Genomic DNA, 14,837 nt, shown 5'->3' with positions numbered 1-14,837 from the left:
GTGTCGCGGTCGGCGCCGGCGATCGGCGCCCCCGCGATCCGGGGGGCCGGGCGTCGGCGGGCAGGGAAACGGTCACCAGGATTTCCTGGCGGCGTGGGCCGGACTCGCCGGCGTACGCCCGCGCCGGGCCGGCCGGCAAGGCCCAGGCTGCTCCCTCCCGCAGCCCGCCGATGCGCCACCCCTGTCGCGCCGCCGCGAGCGCGGGTCCGGCTTCCGCGAAGAATGCCCCGGGGCTCATGGCCCCGGGGCATCGACGGGCGGGCGCGGTCCACCGTGAGGCCGCCGCGTCTCGGCCGCGGCTGGAATGCGCCGCTGGTGAGGGTCGCGCCGTTCCTCACACGAAGGCGCTCCGGCCGGTGATCGACTTGCCCACGATCAGGGTGTTCATCTCGCGGGTGCCCTCGAAGGAGTAGATCGCCTCGGCGTCGGCGAAGAACCGGAAGATGTCGTGGTCGAGGAGGATGCCGTTGCCGCCGAAGATCTCCCGGCTCCAGCCCACGACCTCGCGCATGCGTGAGGTGACGAACGCTTTGGCCAGGGAGGAGTGTTCGTCTCGGAAGATTCCGGCGTCCTGGAGGCTGGCGAGTTGGACCAGCATGGCCCAGGAGGCGGTCAGATTGCCGAGGCTCTTGACCAGGAGGTCCTGCACGAGCTGGAAGCCACCGATGGGACGGCCGAACTGTTCACGCTCCCGGGCGTAGTCCAGGGCCAGTTCGTAGGCGCCGGTCATGACGCCGAGCGCCTGCCAGGCCACCCCGGCACGGGTCGCCCGCAGGATCTCGGCGACGTCGCGGAAGGAGTTGGTGCGCTGCAGGCGGTCGGCCTCCGGGACACGGACGTCGGTCAGGGTGATCTCGGCGTTCTCGACGATGCGGAAGGCGACCTTGTGCTCGATCTTCTCCGGGGCGAAGCCGGGGGTGCCCTTCTCGACGACGAAGCCCTTGACGTGGTTGTCGTCGACGTCCCGCGCCCAGACGACGACGTAGTCGGCGAAGGTGGCGTTGCCGATCCACTTCTTGGCGCCGTTCAGGACCCAGGTGTCACCCTCGCGCCGGGCTGTGGTGCGCATGCCGCCTGCGACGTCGGAGCCGCCGAGGGGCTCGGTCATCGCGAAGGCACCGATCTTGTCCATCGCGGCCATCGCCGGCAGCCAGCGGTCGCGCTGCTCCTGGTCGCCGCCGGAGTGGATGGAGTACATGGCCAGGCCGTTGTGGACGCCGAAGAAGGTCGACACCGAGGCGTCGGTACGTGCCATCTCCAGGGCGAGCATGCCGGACAGGAGGTTGCTCGTGGCGGGCCCGTGCTCGCCGTAGCCCTCGTAGGGCAGTCCGGCCAGGCCGCTGTCGCGGAACAGGCCGATGAGCTGCGTGGGGAACTCGCCCTTGGCCCAGTTGTCGTTCACCAGCGGCTTGACCTGCTCGCGCATGAGGGCGCGGGCCTTGAGGAGGATCTTGCGCTCCTCGTCCGGGAGCAGCGACTCGAAGTGGTAGAAGTCGGCGGTCAGTTCGTCGGCGACGGGGCCGGGGTTCGTGGGCTGCGTGGTGGTGGTCATCTCAGTTCTCCTCCTTCGGGGTGGTCGTCCGGGTCGCGCCGTCCAGCGCGTCCAGGACCGCCAGTTGCTTGCGGTCGCGCGTCTCGGCGAGTTCCGAGTACGTGGAGGAGCCGTAAGCCTTTTCCACGGCTTCGATGAGCCGTTCCTGTTGGGCGGGGGTCTGCGCGGGGCGGCCGGGGCCGTCCGCCAGGGCTTGCATCGAGGCGCCGATGTGGGCGACGAGGTGCCGGTAGCCGCCGGGGCCTCCGCCGAGGTGGGAGCCGAGGAAGGGGCCGACCGTGGCCCAGCGCAGGCCGAGGGAGTCGGTCACGACCCGGTCGAGATCCTCGGGGGTGACCACGCCCTGCTCGACCAGGTGCACCGCCTCGCGGCTGAGCGCGTTCTGCAGGCGGTTGCCGACGAAGCCGGGGATCTCCTTGCGCTCCACGACCGGGGTCCGGCCTAGGGAGGTGTAGAAGTCCAGAGCGGCCTGTACGGCGTCCTCCCCGGTGCGTTCGCCGGGCACGACCTCGACCAGGGGGAGCAGGTGCGGCGGGTTGAAGGGGTGGCCGATCAGGACGCGGGCGGCGTCCTCGTCGGCCAGCTCACCCGTGAACGCCGTGGAGGGGATCGCGGACGAGGAGCTGAGCAACAGCGCGTGCGCGGGAGCTTCTCGGGCGATGCCGGCGAACAAGTCCTTCTTGAACTCGACGCGTTCGGGGCCGTTCTCCTGGACGACGTCCGTGTCCCGAACGGCCTCGGTCACATCCGCCGTCAGGTGCACCCGGTCGGCGAGGCCGCTCACGTCCAGTCCTCGGGCGGCCAGGTGCGGGGCGTACTGCTCCAGGGCGTCGGCGACGGCCTCGGCGAGGTCCTCGCGCGGGTCGCTCACCCGCACGGTCATGCCGTGCGCGGCGAACAGGGCCGTCCAGGACAGTCCGATGGTTCCGGCGCCGATGACGGCGGCCGTCCGGAAGACGGGGGTGCGGGTCATGAGACGACTCCCTTCAGGTAGTCGTGGACCGGCTCGACGCCGTTGAGCGTCAGGTCGGTGAGGATGTGGCCGGCGGAGACGATCTCCAGCACCGGCAGGTCCGCCAGCGGCGCGAGGACGTGCGCGAACAGCTGGAGCCGGGCGGGGCCGGTCCAGGCCCCCTTGACGGTGAGGTCGGTGATGCGGGTGCGGACGAGTTCCTGCACGCGCGGCAGGCCGTCGTAGCCGGGGACGGCCTTGAGCATGAACGTCGGCACGGAGATCTGCGCCTCGGCCTCGCGCGGGTCCAGCTCGTGGTGCTTGTAGCCCATGGTGGCGGTGGCGACCCGCAGCGAGCCGTGGTCGAGGGTGCCGACGAGCGCGCCGGAGTCGACGTACAGCGCCGGAGAGCCGATGACCTTCGGGTAGGCGGAGACTTCGCGGCCGGAGGCGGTCGCCGGGAAGTTGTCGAGGTACATGGCGTGCAGGTACTCGCCCTGCTCGCCCTCGAAGCTGACGGGGATCGCCTGGCCGGCTTCGGTGTAGGGGCCGTAGCCGCTGACGTCGCCCATCTTCATCACCTCGAACCGGACGAGCGGTTCGTCGATGCGGAGCGGTTCGGGGACGACGGCCCGCAGGGCGTCGGGGTCGGTGCGGTAGACGATGTTGAGGTACTCGCGGTCGGTGAACCGGGGGATCGTCGGCGCGTACGCCGGGCTGGTGAGCGGAGTGGTCAGGTGCTGTCGTACGTCCTCGGTCCGCACGCCCCTCACCGCCCCGTCCAGCGCGGCGGGCGGCGCTCGGCGAAGGCGGTCATGCCCTCGCGCACGTCGTCCGAGGCCATCAACGTCTTCATCTCCCCGCGCTGGAAAGCGAATGCCTCGGCGTCCGGGGCCCCGTCGGCGGCACGGACGACGCGCTTGACGGCGGCCAGCGCCAACGGGGCGTTCGTGGACAGCTGTTCGGCCAGTCGCAGGGCCTCGGCGACAGCCTGTCCTTGGGCGACGACCCGGTTGGCCAGGCCCAGCTGCCCCGCGCGGCGCCCGTCGACGGGCTCGCCGGTCAGGAGCAGTTCCATGGCCAGGTGGTGGGGGACGCGCTTGGGCAGCCGGATCACGCCGCCGCCCGCCGCGATCAGGCCGCGCTTTACCTCGGGCAGACCGAACCGGGCATCCTCGGCAGTGACGATCAGGTCGCAGGCCAGGGCGAGTTCGAAGCCGCCACCCATGGCGAAGCCCTCCACGGCGGCGATCAGGGGCTTGGCCGGCTCGGCCTCGGTCAGGCCGCCGAAGCCACGGCCTTCGATCTCGGGCGACTCGCCGCGCAGCGCGGTCTTGAGGTCCATGCCGGCGCTGAACGTGCCGCCCTCGCCGGTCAGGACGCCGGCTCGCAGCTCCGGGTCGGCCTCCAACTCGTCGAGAGCGGCGGTCAGTTCGGCGGCGACGGCCGCGTTGACGGCGTTTCGGGCCTCGGGGCGGTCGAGGGTGATGAGGAGGGTGGAGCCGATGCGTTCGGTGCGGACGACGGGGGTGACTGGGGTGGTCATGGGGGGTCTCCTGCGCTGGTCAGCGGTTGGTGGCGGCGAGTTCGGCGAGGACGTCCTCGGTGTCCTGGCCCACGACCGGGGCCAGGCGGCGGATCGAGCCGGGGGTGGCGGAGAACCGCACGGGGATGCCGATGGTGCGGACCGTGCCCTCGGTGGGGTGCTCGACGGTGTCGAGGAGGTGGCCGTCCTGCACGTACGGGTCCTCGTGCGCGCGGTCCAGCTCCAGCACCGGGGCCATGGGGATGCTGTGCTTGGCGCACACCTCGGCCCACTCCTCGGTGGTCAGCGCCGGGGCGCAGGCGTCGACCAGCGCGGCCAGGTCCTCGTGGTCGGCGCTGTCGACGACCTCCCCGCCCACGCGCGGGTCCTCGGCGAGGTCCGGTCGGCCGGCGGCGGTGAAGAAGTCCCGGTAGTTGCGCGGGTTGTACGGGATGACGCAGGCGAGGCCGTCCTTGGTGCGCACCGCCCTGTGACCCTTGAGCATCGACAGACGGAAGCCGGTCGGGCCCGTCTCGGGTACGTGGGTGTGGCCCGCGAGGTGCTCCACCATGTTGAACGCGATCATCGTGTCGGTCATCGGGATCTCGACGAGCTGCCCCTGGCCGGTCCTGTCGCGGTGCAGCAGGGCGGCGAGCACGCTGTAGGCGATGGTCAGCGAGGAGACCTTGTCGCCGATGATCGTCGGCAGGTAGACGGGTTCGCCCAGCGCCCGGTCGGCGATGTCGACCAGGCCGGACGCGGCCTGCACGCTCTCGTCGTAGGCGGCGTTGCCGGCCCGGTCCGAGTCGCCGCGGAAGCCCTGGGCGTGCGCGTAGACGAGGCCGGGATTGCGGGTTGCGATGTCGTCGTAGGACAGGCCGAGGCGGTGCAGTGCGCCGGGGCGCATGTTGGTGATCAGTACGTCCGCGGCGTCGATCAGCTTGAGGGCCCGCTCGCGGTCGGTGTCGTCCTTGAGGTTGAGGGAGACGCTGCGCTTGTTGCGGTTGACGTTGAGGTTCAGCGGGGTCATGCCCGGCGTGGTGCGGTAGTCGCCGACGCGGACCGTGTCGGCGGGCGACTCGATCTTGATCACGTCGGCGCCGAGGTCCCCGAGGATCTGGGCGGCGTAGGGACCCATCACCACGGTCGACAGGTCGATCACGCGGGTGCCCGCCAGGGGGCCGGTGACGGTGTCTGCGAGGTCCGTCATGGCTTATCCTCACTCCTTGCTTCGCGATGTCCATGTATCTGGAAACTAAGTTACATCGGGAAAGGGAGGAGATGAAGTTGAGGGAATGACCGAATGGCGAAAGGTGGTATGACCGCAGCGGTCGTACCACCTTTTTTGAAAAATTCGCGGTGTTTACGACTGGAGTGGTTCGGTGAACACCTCGTGGGCTGCTGTCACAACTTCCTGCAGGTCACCCCCCTCGCCTCGGTCCTTGCGCCAGAGCAGGCCGGTCTCCAGCCGAGGCTGGAAATCGGAGAACGGAAGGACGGTGACATTGTCCAGATGGAAATTCGTGACTGGACTCCTGTGGTCCAGCATGGCAATGGAGAAGGCCAGTCCGCTGGACACTATCTCGGAAATTCCGTCGAATGTGGTGCTGCTGATTTCGACGCGCTTTCTGATGCCGAGCTCGGACAGTTGCTGGTCCAGTGCGCGGAAGTACGCCGTGGTCACTCCCGCGGGGGAGACCACGTAGGAGAGATCGGCCAGCTCCGTCAGGGCGACGGACTCGCGCCCGGCGAACCGGTCCCTGGGGACGACCGCTCCGAGCCGTTCGGACATCACCGGCAGCAGCTCCAGCGCCGGGTCGCCGCCGGCCGGGAGGCGGGCCAGGGTCAGCGCGAGTCTGCCGTCGCAGACGGCGTCGACGAGACGGTCGTTGCCGCCCGGCCAGCGCTTGATCTCGAACCGCTCGCCGACCCGCTCGGCCAGGGCGTCCATCCGCTCGCGCAGATCCGGATGGATGCCACTGGGCACACCGACCAGCAGGGTGGTCCGTTGCGGCCGGGCCGTCTCGTCCAGCCGCCACCGGATGGAGTCGACCTGCTCCAGCACGCCCCGGGCGAGCGGCAGCAGCGCGCTGCCGGCCTGTGTGAGGGTCACATGGTGGGTGTCACGGTCGAAGAGGCGGTGGCCGAGTTCCTTTTCGAGATCCTTGATCCGTCTGCTCAGGGGGGAGGCCGCCATGTGCAGCTTGCGGGCCGCGGTGGAGAAGTTCAGTTCCTGGGCGACAGCGACGAAGTAACGCAGATGCAGGAGTTCCACGGTGACCACCGTAGAGGGCCGCCGGGCGGGAGTGATCAAGGGCCTTGCCCGGGCCGGTACGCGGCGCGGCCCGGCGTCGACCTGTTGACAGGACTGGGTGCGTGTTCGTGTGCGGGTCACGGTTGCTTTGTCCGGCTGCGGGGGAACGATGGTCGGGAGGTCGGGCTCGCACAGGGAGACTTCGGGGGGATCGGGTATGACCGACACCGGCGCGGTATACGGACTGCTGGGGGCTCTCGGGGGAGCCGGTATCGCCGGCCTCGCGGCCATCTACGGCCCCACACTTCTGCATCGGCGGCAGGCGGAGCAGAGGATGGGTGAAGAGCGGACTCGGCGAAGGGAAGCCGAGACCACGCGGCTGCTGAAAGTGCGCACCACGGGTCGGGCATGGATCGATGTGCTGGAGCGCACCGTGCAGGATCTGCAGGCTCCCCACCGCCCTGTGGACGTGGACCGATTCGATGAGGTCGTGGACCGAGTCGCCGCCGAAGCCACCGAGGCCGGACACGCTCTGGCTCACAGCGGTCTCTGGCTCCAATCGCAGGACACGCCTCCGCACGGTATTCCGTCGGTGTGGGCGACTCCCGGCGGGCCGGGACCGGGTGACGGGGACAGTTCTGCCTCCGCGGCCCTGTCCCAGCTGCTGGGTCGGCTCAGAGAGGCGACCCGCGAAGTCCGTTCCGAACTCCTGCGCAGCGCCGTCCAGCCAAGGGGCCCGTTACGGCACGAGGTTCTGGAGGCCCTGGAGCGGGTACGCGCCGCGCGGGCCCAGTTGAATGCCGTGCTGCTCGAAGAGATCGCCCACCTCGACGAAGGTCGCATGCGCCGCACATAGCAGGAGGAATGCCGCTCGCCTGCGTCGGCTCCTGGGGCCGTTGACGGTGAGGCACAGGAAGTGAAGCCGCTGACGGGGTATCGGGGAGGTGGCCGAGCGTCGTCGTCGAAGACTGTCCAGCACCTTGGTGGTCGAGGTCGGCCACGAAGACCCGCGGCTGATGACGGTCACTTGCGGCTCATGACGGTCAGTGGTGGCCGCGGCTGTCTCTCGGTCGGCCTCAGGCCTCAGGCCTCAGGCCTCAAAAACGGTCGTATCTACGGTTGGTGCAGGAGTTTCCGTTCGTGCCAGGTTCCTTGCTTCCCGCCGAGGTGAGCGGGGTCGGCCGGACCGGCGGAGGTGAACCCCGCTTTGGCCAGCACCCTCTGAGATGCGGCATTGTCGTGGCTGGCGGCCGCCCGCAAGGTGTGCAGCCCGTGTCGGGACGCCGCGAGCAGGCACAGCTCTCGGACCGTGGCGGTGGCCACGCCGCGGCCGGCCGCCTGCTGAGCGACCCGGTAGCCGAGCACCGCACTGTGGTTGCTGAAGTCGATCAGGTTGAACCTGCCCATCACCGAGCCGTCCTCGGCGAGGAGCACGTAGAAGGCGCAGACGCCGGCCTCCTGCTCTGCGAGCAGGGCGTGGAACCGGTCGGTGAACTGGTCGAAATAGTCGTCGCCGCGGTCGGAGATCGAGGCGGCGAAGTACGCGCGGTTCACGAGTTCGAAGGCCAGGACCGCCGGGGCGTGGGCGACGTGCAGCTGTTGCAACTCGGGCATGGCCCGACTCTATCCAGACGATGTGTCGGGGGCACTTGAGTTACCTCGGCGGTAGCTGTCCCTGTGCCTGGGGAGGCGGGGACAGAACCTGCCGGTGTGACGCGCCGCCGGAAGCTCGTGAAAACATGGCATGTATATAAGGAACATGAATCAGCTTTGCCCATATATCGGACTCATTTTGTTCTTGATCAGAGCACTTTCATCCCCGTACTCATTGACATCGCGGCGTCATATCACTGAACTTCATGCGTAACATCCGGCGCCTGAGGGCCCGGAGGGAGTCCGCGTCGACAGGCCTGCCGGCCGAACACCCTCCGGCTGTCACCCCAGTGCTGCACTCCGACACATCGGAGCCACCCCGAACCGGGAGTACGCCCATGTCATCAGGAAGACTGTCCCGTCGCGCGCTGCTCGGTGCCGCGGGTGGTGCTGTGGCCGGCACCGCGCTGCCCGTGCTCCCCGCGCTGTCGCCCCTGCTGACGCAGGCGGCCGCCGCGGACTCGCAGACCAATCTCAGCAACCTGGTGAACATGCGGTTCGGCATGTTCAACCACTTCAACCTGGGCACGTTCACCAACGAGGAGTGGGCCGCCCCGAATCAGAGCCCCGCTCTGTTCGCGCCCACAGCCGTGGACTGTGACCAGTGGGCGGCGGCCGCAGCAGCGGCGAAGATGAGCTACGGCATCCTGACGACGAAACACCATGACGGCTTCGCGTTGTGGCCGAGCGCCTACGGCACCCAGAACGTCGCGAACAGCTCCTACAAGAAGGACGTGGTGAAGGCGTACTGCGACGCCTTCCGGGCGAAAGGGCTGAAGGTCGGCCTCTATTACTCGATCTGGGACCGCACCTTCGGTGTCGAGGCGTGGGAGAGCCGACACGGGGTGTCCGGTCTTGAGACAACGGACGCCATCCAGCCCGGCGACATGCCGTTCATCCTGGGCCAGATCACCGAACTGCTCACCAACTACGGCGCCATCGACCTGTTCGTCACCGACGGCTACGCATGGCAGATGGGGCAACAGGCCCTCTCCTACCAGCGGATCCGGGAGCACGTGAAGTCGCTCCAGCCGGACATCGTCATGATCGACCACGGTGCGCTGTCGGTGCCGTTCCTCGGTGACGCGATCTATTTCGAGGAGCCGCTGGGCGTCTCCGCCCCGGCCGGAAACACCTACGCCGCCACGCAAGGGCAGACGATCAGCAACGGGTGGTTCTGGCATCCCTCCACGCCCACCGAGGGCCTGATGAGCAAGGACGCGATCCTGTCCCATCTGGCGGACCTGGAACCGAAGTACACCTCGTTCATCCTCAACTGCCCGCCCAACCGCAACGGCAAGCTGGACACCAACATCGTCAACCGGCTCGCCGAAGTCGGCGCGGCATGGAGCCCCGACACCTCCAGGCCGGCGCTGCCGACCCAGATGCTGCGTGCCGAGCACCCCGTGACACCCGTCAGCGCCTACGCGACCGGCTTCCGCACCGGCGAGGGACCGCTCAACGCCATAGACGGGCTGAGCGACAAGGGATACGAGACCTGCTGGTCGACATGGGGACTGTCCTCGGCCCTGCCGCACTCGATCACCATCGACCTGGGCGGGGTGTGGAGCAACGTCTCCACTCTGGAGTACCTGCCCAAGCAGTGGAACCGCAACGACGCCACCGACGGTGACATCACCTCGTACACCATCTCCACCAGCACCGACGGCACGAACTTCACCCAGGTCGCCACCGGCACCTGGGCCGGCAACCGTGCCACCAAGGTGGCCGAATGGCCCGCCCGGAACGTGGGCTTCGTGCGGATCCGGGCCACCGCGGCCACCGGCGGCTACGCCAACGTCGGCGGCGTCCATATCGGCGGCCGGACGGCCAAGCCGTCACTGGTGTCCACCACGCTGCCCGGCAATGCCACCGTCTACCGGCTGGTCAACCGCAACAGTGGCAAAGTCGCCGACGTGGAGGGCGGAGGCACCGCGAACGACACCCACCTCCTCCAGTGGCCATGGCTCAACGCGGCGAACCAGAAGTGGACCTTCGCCAACACCGGCGACGGCTACTACAAGATCAAGGGTGCGGGCAGCGGCAAGCTCATGGAGGTGGGCGCCCTCTCCCGCGACGACGGTGGCTACGTCGACATCTGGTCGGACGCCGGCGCCCCCCAGCAGCAATGGGCGGTCACGCCCACCGGTGACGGCTACTACTTCCTCATCAACCGCTACAGCGGGCTCTGCCTGGCCGTGGACGAGGGCAGCACCACCGACGGGGCGAAGATCGAGCAGCAGCCGTATGCGTCGCTGACGCGGCAGCAGTGGCAGATCGTCGCGGTCTGACGATCCTGACGGTCACGGCGACGGGCGTCGCCACCGCCCATCGCCTGCCGCCCGTCGCCACCGCCTGCCGCCTGTCGCCTGTCGCCGTATGTTCCCCTGTGGGGCCGCGAGTTCACCCGCTCGCCGCCGCAGGGTCCGTGCCTGCGTCGGCGTGGTGTCGTGGCGCCCTGCCGACGTGGGTGCGGCGACAGCTCCTTCCCCACGTCACCTCCAGCGCGCGATCGAAGCGGTCCGTCGGGTGCCGGATCGGGCTCAGAAGATCGTGTTGTCGTTGGCGCTTTTCTCGGGCACCTCTTGTATCACGTCCCAGTGTTCGACGATCTTTCCGTCGACAACGCGCCAGAAGTCCGCGACGGCCAGACCCCGGTCGCCAGGCTCGAGATGCAGGTTGCTGTGTGTCACCACGAGGTCGTCTTCGGCGATCGCCCGCTTGATGTCCAGCCGCAGCTCGGGGAACTGACCGCGCAGCCAGTGGACATAGCCGACGAAGGCGTCTGGGCCGTCCTGGGCCTCCGGGTTGTGCTGGCGGTAGGTCTCGCCGAGGTGGGCGGCGGCCTGCTCCGGTTGGAAGTCGTTGAACGCCTGCTCGTAGAACGCGACCACCAGTGCCTTGTTGTCTGTAGCGGACATGGGCTCTCCTGCCTCGGGCGGGTACGGGAAATCGGGCCGGCATGAGTCATCCACCGGCGTGGTGTCCGAGGGAGGCCGCACGCGACGACGACGTCCGCGATCGCCTCGATGCTGATGCTGAGGCCGGTGCTGAGGCCGGGGTCGGTGCGCCCTGGAACGGACGTGCATGTCTGACAAGACAGTATCTGACTCTTCAAGTAAGTGCTCGTCGGAACGACGTTCGTCGCGGAGTCTTGGTGGGGCCTTGGGATGTTTTTTCCACTGACGGCCTGCGACGGCGTCGGGAGGGGCGGGCGTCGGCCGTTGCTCGTCCGCCTTCTACCGGAAGCGGCAGTGCCCTGCATGCTCGTGGCCGGGCCCCGGCCGACGCGACGGCTGTGCGCTCGCCGGAACGCCGACGCATCGCCCGGCCATCCCGGGCCGTCCTGGCGCCCCGCGTCGGGCCGGGCCCGGAGGCCCGCGGTCGTCTTGCGATACCGCGAACAACACAACTGGGGCTGGTCAGTGGTGACAGGTGGCCCGGACGATGGTCCGGATGGCGAGCCCAGGGCAGGTCCCGGGCGTCGGCGGGGGTGGACACCCGGTCCCTGGGGTATCCGAAGGCGAGTGGTCGCGGTGGGTCGGCGGAGCCGATGCGCCCGCCGGCCCCCGTCGTGACCGAAGGCCCGGACGCTGCCGGCCGAGTCCGAGATTCCCATGCGCACCCGGAAGCCGTACGAGACGATCACTGCGTCGGCTGACCGCAGTCCCGTGGCGGGGAGCCGAGCTTCTGGACAGCGCCACACCGGGAGACCGCTCACCGAGAGCGCAGCCTGGGTGTTCCAGGAAGCGGAACGGGCAGGCGGCCGATAGATGTACGTCATGCCGGCCTAGGGCGGTCCTGGCAGAACGGCGTTGGCCTCATGGGTCTTGATGTCGGCTCGCTGGAAACTGAGTTGGTTGCCGTGGCGGGGCCGGGCAGGATCACCCACGTGGTTCTGAGATATCCCTGCGTCTGCTGCGGCCATCTGACGATGGATGAGCCGCCGGGCTCGTATCAGATCTGTCCGGTGTGCTTCTGGGAGGACGATGCTGTCCAGCTTCGCTGGCCGGGCTACCGGGGCGGCGCGAACCGGCCTTCGCTGGTGGAGGCTCAGAAGAACTACCACGCTTTCGGAGCTTGTGAGGAACGCGCCGTGGAGCACGTCCGCCCGCCCGAGGACCATGAGCCGATGGACTCGAGTTGGCGCCCCATCGATCCCGCGCGTGACCAGTTCGAGCCGAAAGACCTGCCGTCGGCCCCATGGCCCGACGACCGAACTGCCCTGTACTGGTGGCGCTATCGGAACACCGGGTTCTGGCGTTCTGCCGGCGGATGATGCCACCACCTGGTCCGGGATCGTCTCCCTCGCATGTGTCGTCAGCCTTCGCCGGTCGGCCCACGGGCGTTCTCCCACCGGATCAGCGTGCGGTAGCCGACCGAGCCCAGCCCCAGCAGCTTCGCGTGAGCAGGGTCCAGGGCCCCGAGTTCCGCCACCTTCGCGTGCCGGCGCTCGGTTCACCCGGGCCCGGGTGGAACGGGTCACCGGAGCGGAACCCGGTCGCCACTTCCCGCAGGTGGGCCATCCGCAGCTCGGTCAGCTCCAGCCGGGCCCGCTTTCAGGTCCTCGGATGCCTTGCGCTGGCGGCCCCGGTCGGCCCCCGCCGACGACGTCCGCGATGACGGCCGGCACTGCGGGTGGTTGGACAGGAACCGGAAGGTCATCCGCTCGCGGGTGCCGTCGTCCTTGACCAACCGAACCCGGCCCAGGTGCGGTTCGCGGCGCTCGACCGTCCACTCCGTCCCGTCCAGCACCAGCCCGGCGCCGGGGGAAAGGCCCAGCACCGCCGCCGCGGTCACCGGCTCGCCTCCCCGGCGGGCAGCACGAGCGAGCGGTCCTGGAGCGGGCTGGCCAGGTCGACTCCCAGCTGCCGGGACCACAGCAGGTGCAGCAGCCGTGCCCGGGCGACCGGCTCGCAGCCGGTTGCCGCCGCGAGCTCGCCGAACCTCCGCCCGCCCGCTGCTCGGCGAGCAGCACCGGCCGAAGCCCCAGTGGATCGGACCTCAGCCGGCGTCGCGACGCCATCGCGTCCAGCCCTGCGAAGGCGTGCTCGTGCCAGCGGGCGGCCACCGCGTAGCGCCAGCCGCAGGCGACGGCGACCTCGGCGGCCGCGGCGAACGACTCCCGGTCCGACTCCTTGATCAAGGGATCGGGGCGCACGTCGATCAGCCAGATGCCGCGCCGGGTCACCGCGCGGTAGTCAGGGGTGTACCGATCAGGACGCATCGTCCCCACCGACCCGCCACGAGACCGCCCACCGTCTCGTCCAGCCGTCGCCCAGATCAGGGACGGACCTGCCCGCATCGACGTCCGTCGACACGAAAAGGTCCTCCCAGCTGCACTGATGCGACCAGACGGACCCGGCGTGAGCAGCTTCGACTACCCTTCCCGACCCAGCACGTGTAGCGGACATGAGCCCATCGAAGCCCCACGGAAACCGCAGACTCCCGATCTTCTTTTCTGGTGACAGAAAGACTGCTGAATGAACGCCTGTGACAAGTCGGACGCCTGGTGTGTGACAACAAGGCTGCCTCGACCATCCCCATTCGCCAGCTCAGCCGGTGCCGTGACAACTTCTGAGCTTCAGCTCATGAATGGGTCACCATCGTGCGCGCAGCACACCGTCGCTGTCGGGTAGAACGGCTTGGAGCAGTGGACTGCGTTCGTCGGCGTAGAAGGACAGGGCCCGGGCCGCTCGCGCGTCGGCTACCAGGGCAGCGAGCTCCTGGTACTGGGTCTCATCGACGGTCACGTCTCTGATCGTTCCGTCCTCCGTCTCCCAGACAAACTCGATGTGCCATTCGGACGGCAGTGCGGTCAGGACCGCGCCGACGTCGGGTTGCAGGTCGGGCCAGACGGTCAGCAGGGCGCGCGGGCCGAGACCGGCGCGCACCGTGTCGAGGTTTTCCGTGGTGAGACGGTGCCAGCGTGTGGCGTTGACGATATGGGTTTCCTCCAGGAGCAGGCCCTGTCGCGTCGCCAGCTCGGTGCACACCGACGCCCAGAAGCCTTCGTCGGCGGCTTCTGTCACCTCTGGTTCCGCGGCGTAGGGGGAAGCCACCAGCGGTTCCGCGAAGAGGCCGAGTTCCCGCGTACGGACCACGGCGTCCGTGCAGGGTCGGTCGCTGCCCACGTACACGTACCGGTCCCATCCGACGTGCACGGCAAAAACGTCTCCCACCTCCAGTCGACACCAGGCGCCCTGCTCACGGAGCATGACGCGGATCAGCTCCAGGGCCACTGCCAAGGAGACCTCGGCTCCGTCGTGGTAACCGGTGAGGTCAGCCGGGAAGAGACCGCTAAGACCGTGTCCCTCGACCGCCGGCTGGGCACCGAAGTGGACGAGCCCGGTGACGGAGGGCTCACGGATCTCCAGCCGGTCGATGCCCGCAGCTTCCGCGAACGCGGAGATTGCCTCCAGGTACGCGGCCTCGACTGGCCCGTGGTCACTGATCGCCTCCTCCGCGCCCCGGTAGCTGCCGTGCTCGTCACGGTCGGCGGGGTCGTACTTCGTGATCCGGTGAACGAAGGCAGGCGGCACGCTACTCCTAGACAAGGTGGAAGGTAGCGCCAGCGTAGGTCCCGAGCCGAACTCGCAGTTCCCAGTTCCGCACAACCCGACAGATCTTTCTGGTGACAGAAAGACTGCCGAATGAGCGCCTGTGACAAGTCGGATGCCTCGCGTGTGACAGCAAGGCTGCCTCGGTCGTCCCCATTCACCAGCTCAGCCGGTCCCGCTGGTGACAACTCCAGAGCTTGGGCTCATGTGCGCCGTGCTTCGGCCAGAACCTCCCGTCATTCAGGAGCTATTGCTCGGCGCAGAAGTGCAGCTCCTGAGCGAGCAGCTTCAACGTGTCGCGCAGGAACCGCATTTCGTCCTCACGCGCACCTGAAGCGCGC

The 14,837-nt window shown here is 68.8% G+C and carries 12 protein-coding genes; 3 read left to right on the top strand and 9 right to left on the bottom strand.

What is annotated here, in order from left to right:
* Positions 1–334 precede the first annotated feature (334 nt).
* The 6 genes from ACWCRJ_RS30230 to ACWCRJ_RS30205 form a co-directional block, all read right to left on the bottom strand.
* On the bottom strand, positions 335–1,552 hold the full coding sequence (locus ACWCRJ_RS30230; RefSeq protein ID WP_450942274.1) for an acyl-CoA dehydrogenase family protein: 1,218 nt from the start codon (positions 1,550–1,552) through the stop codon (positions 335–337).
* Position 1,553: 1 nt separating this feature from the next.
* Positions 1,554–2,525, bottom strand: coding sequence for a 3-hydroxyacyl-CoA dehydrogenase NAD-binding domain-containing protein (locus ACWCRJ_RS30225; protein WP_450942273.1), 972 nt, complete (start codon positions 2,523–2,525; stop codon positions 1,554–1,556).
* Positions 2,522–3,268, bottom strand: coding sequence for an acetoacetate decarboxylase (locus ACWCRJ_RS30220; protein ID WP_450942272.1), 747 nt, complete (start codon positions 3,266–3,268; stop codon positions 2,522–2,524). Before ACWCRJ_RS30220 ends, ACWCRJ_RS30225 begins: the two co-directional genes overlap by 4 nt.
* 5 nt (positions 3,269–3,273) lie before the next feature.
* Positions 3,274–4,050 (bottom strand): crotonase/enoyl-CoA hydratase family protein, encoded by a 777-nt coding sequence (locus tag ACWCRJ_RS30215; RefSeq protein ID WP_450942271.1) that lies wholly within the window; start codon positions 4,048–4,050, stop codon positions 3,274–3,276.
* Positions 4,051–4,069: 19 nt separating this feature from the next.
* On the bottom strand, positions 4,070–5,239 hold the full coding sequence (locus tag ACWCRJ_RS30210) for a CaiB/BaiF CoA transferase family protein (RefSeq protein WP_450942270.1): 1,170 nt from the start codon (positions 5,237–5,239) through the stop codon (positions 4,070–4,072).
* 153 nt (positions 5,240–5,392) lie between these two features.
* Complete coding sequence (locus tag ACWCRJ_RS30205) at positions 5,393–6,304, bottom strand: LysR family transcriptional regulator (protein ID WP_450942269.1); 912 nt, start codon at positions 6,302–6,304, stop codon at positions 5,393–5,395.
* Between the two features lie 196 nt (positions 6,305–6,500).
* Here ACWCRJ_RS30205 and ACWCRJ_RS30200 point away from each other — a divergent pair, with 196 nt between their 5' ends.
* Positions 6,501–7,139, top strand: coding sequence for a hypothetical protein (locus tag ACWCRJ_RS30200; protein ID WP_450942268.1), 639 nt, complete (start codon positions 6,501–6,503; stop codon positions 7,137–7,139).
* A 257-nt stretch (positions 7,140–7,396) separates the two neighbouring features.
* On the opposite strand, the gene ACWCRJ_RS30195 is transcribed toward ACWCRJ_RS30200, so the two are convergent.
* Positions 7,397–7,897 carry a GNAT family N-acetyltransferase gene (locus tag ACWCRJ_RS30195; protein ID WP_450942267.1) on the bottom strand — a complete coding sequence of 167 codons (501 nt, stop codon included), beginning with the start codon at positions 7,895–7,897 and terminating at the stop codon, positions 7,397–7,399.
* Positions 7,898–8,274: 377 nt separating this feature from the next.
* Here ACWCRJ_RS30195 and ACWCRJ_RS30190 point away from each other — a divergent pair, with 377 nt between their 5' ends.
* Complete coding sequence (locus tag ACWCRJ_RS30190; RefSeq protein ID WP_450942266.1) at positions 8,275–10,227, top strand: RICIN domain-containing protein; 1,953 nt, start codon at positions 8,275–8,277, stop codon at positions 10,225–10,227.
* Between the two features lie 252 nt (positions 10,228–10,479).
* Here the strand turns inward: ACWCRJ_RS30190 and ACWCRJ_RS30185 are convergent, their stop codons facing one another.
* On the bottom strand, positions 10,480–10,857 hold the full coding sequence (locus ACWCRJ_RS30185; protein ID WP_450942265.1) for a nuclear transport factor 2 family protein: 378 nt from the start codon (positions 10,855–10,857) through the stop codon (positions 10,480–10,482).
* Between the two features lie 902 nt (positions 10,858–11,759).
* Between ACWCRJ_RS30185 and ACWCRJ_RS30180 the strand changes: the two genes are divergently transcribed.
* Entirely contained in the window at positions 11,760–12,215 is a 456-nt protein-coding gene (locus ACWCRJ_RS30180) for a CPCC family cysteine-rich protein (RefSeq protein WP_450942264.1), read from the top strand.
* A 1,321-nt stretch (positions 12,216–13,536) separates the two neighbouring features.
* On the opposite strand, the gene ACWCRJ_RS30175 is transcribed toward ACWCRJ_RS30180, so the two are convergent.
* Entirely contained in the window at positions 13,537–14,478 is a 942-nt protein-coding gene (locus ACWCRJ_RS30175) for an RNA-binding protein (protein WP_450942263.1), read from the bottom strand.
* Between the last annotated feature and the right edge of the window lie 359 nt (positions 14,479–14,837).

Source organism: Streptomyces sp. NPDC002324 (assembly GCF_053593335.1).
This window is presented reverse-complemented; position numbering and strand designations above follow the sequence as displayed.

Coding starts and splice junctions, on each gene's coding strand:
- ACWCRJ_RS30230 (WP_450942274.1), bottom strand. CDS start 1,552: ATGACCACCACCACGCAGCCCACGAACCCCGGCCCCGTCGCCGACGAA.
- ACWCRJ_RS30225 (WP_450942273.1), bottom strand. CDS start 2,525: ATGACCCGCACCCCCGTCTTCCGGACGGCCGCCGTCATCGGCGCCGGA.
- ACWCRJ_RS30215 (WP_450942271.1), bottom strand. CDS start 4,050: ATGACCACCCCAGTCACCCCCGTCGTCCGCACCGAACGCATCGGCTCC.
- ACWCRJ_RS30210 (WP_450942270.1), bottom strand. CDS start 5,239: ATGACGGACCTCGCAGACACCGTCACCGGCCCCCTGGCGGGCACCCGC.
- ACWCRJ_RS30200 (WP_450942268.1), top strand. CDS start 6,501: ATGACCGACACCGGCGCGGTATACGGACTGCTGGGGGCTCTCGGGGGA.
- ACWCRJ_RS30195 (WP_450942267.1), bottom strand. CDS start 7,897: ATGCCCGAGTTGCAACAGCTGCACGTCGCCCACGCCCCGGCGGTCCTG.
- ACWCRJ_RS30190 (WP_450942266.1), top strand. CDS start 8,275: ATGTCATCAGGAAGACTGTCCCGTCGCGCGCTGCTCGGTGCCGCGGGT.
- ACWCRJ_RS30185 (WP_450942265.1), bottom strand. CDS start 10,857: ATGTCCGCTACAGACAACAAGGCACTGGTGGTCGCGTTCTACGAGCAG.
- ACWCRJ_RS30180 (WP_450942264.1), top strand. CDS start 11,760: ATGGGTCTTGATGTCGGCTCGCTGGAAACTGAGTTGGTTGCCGTGGCG.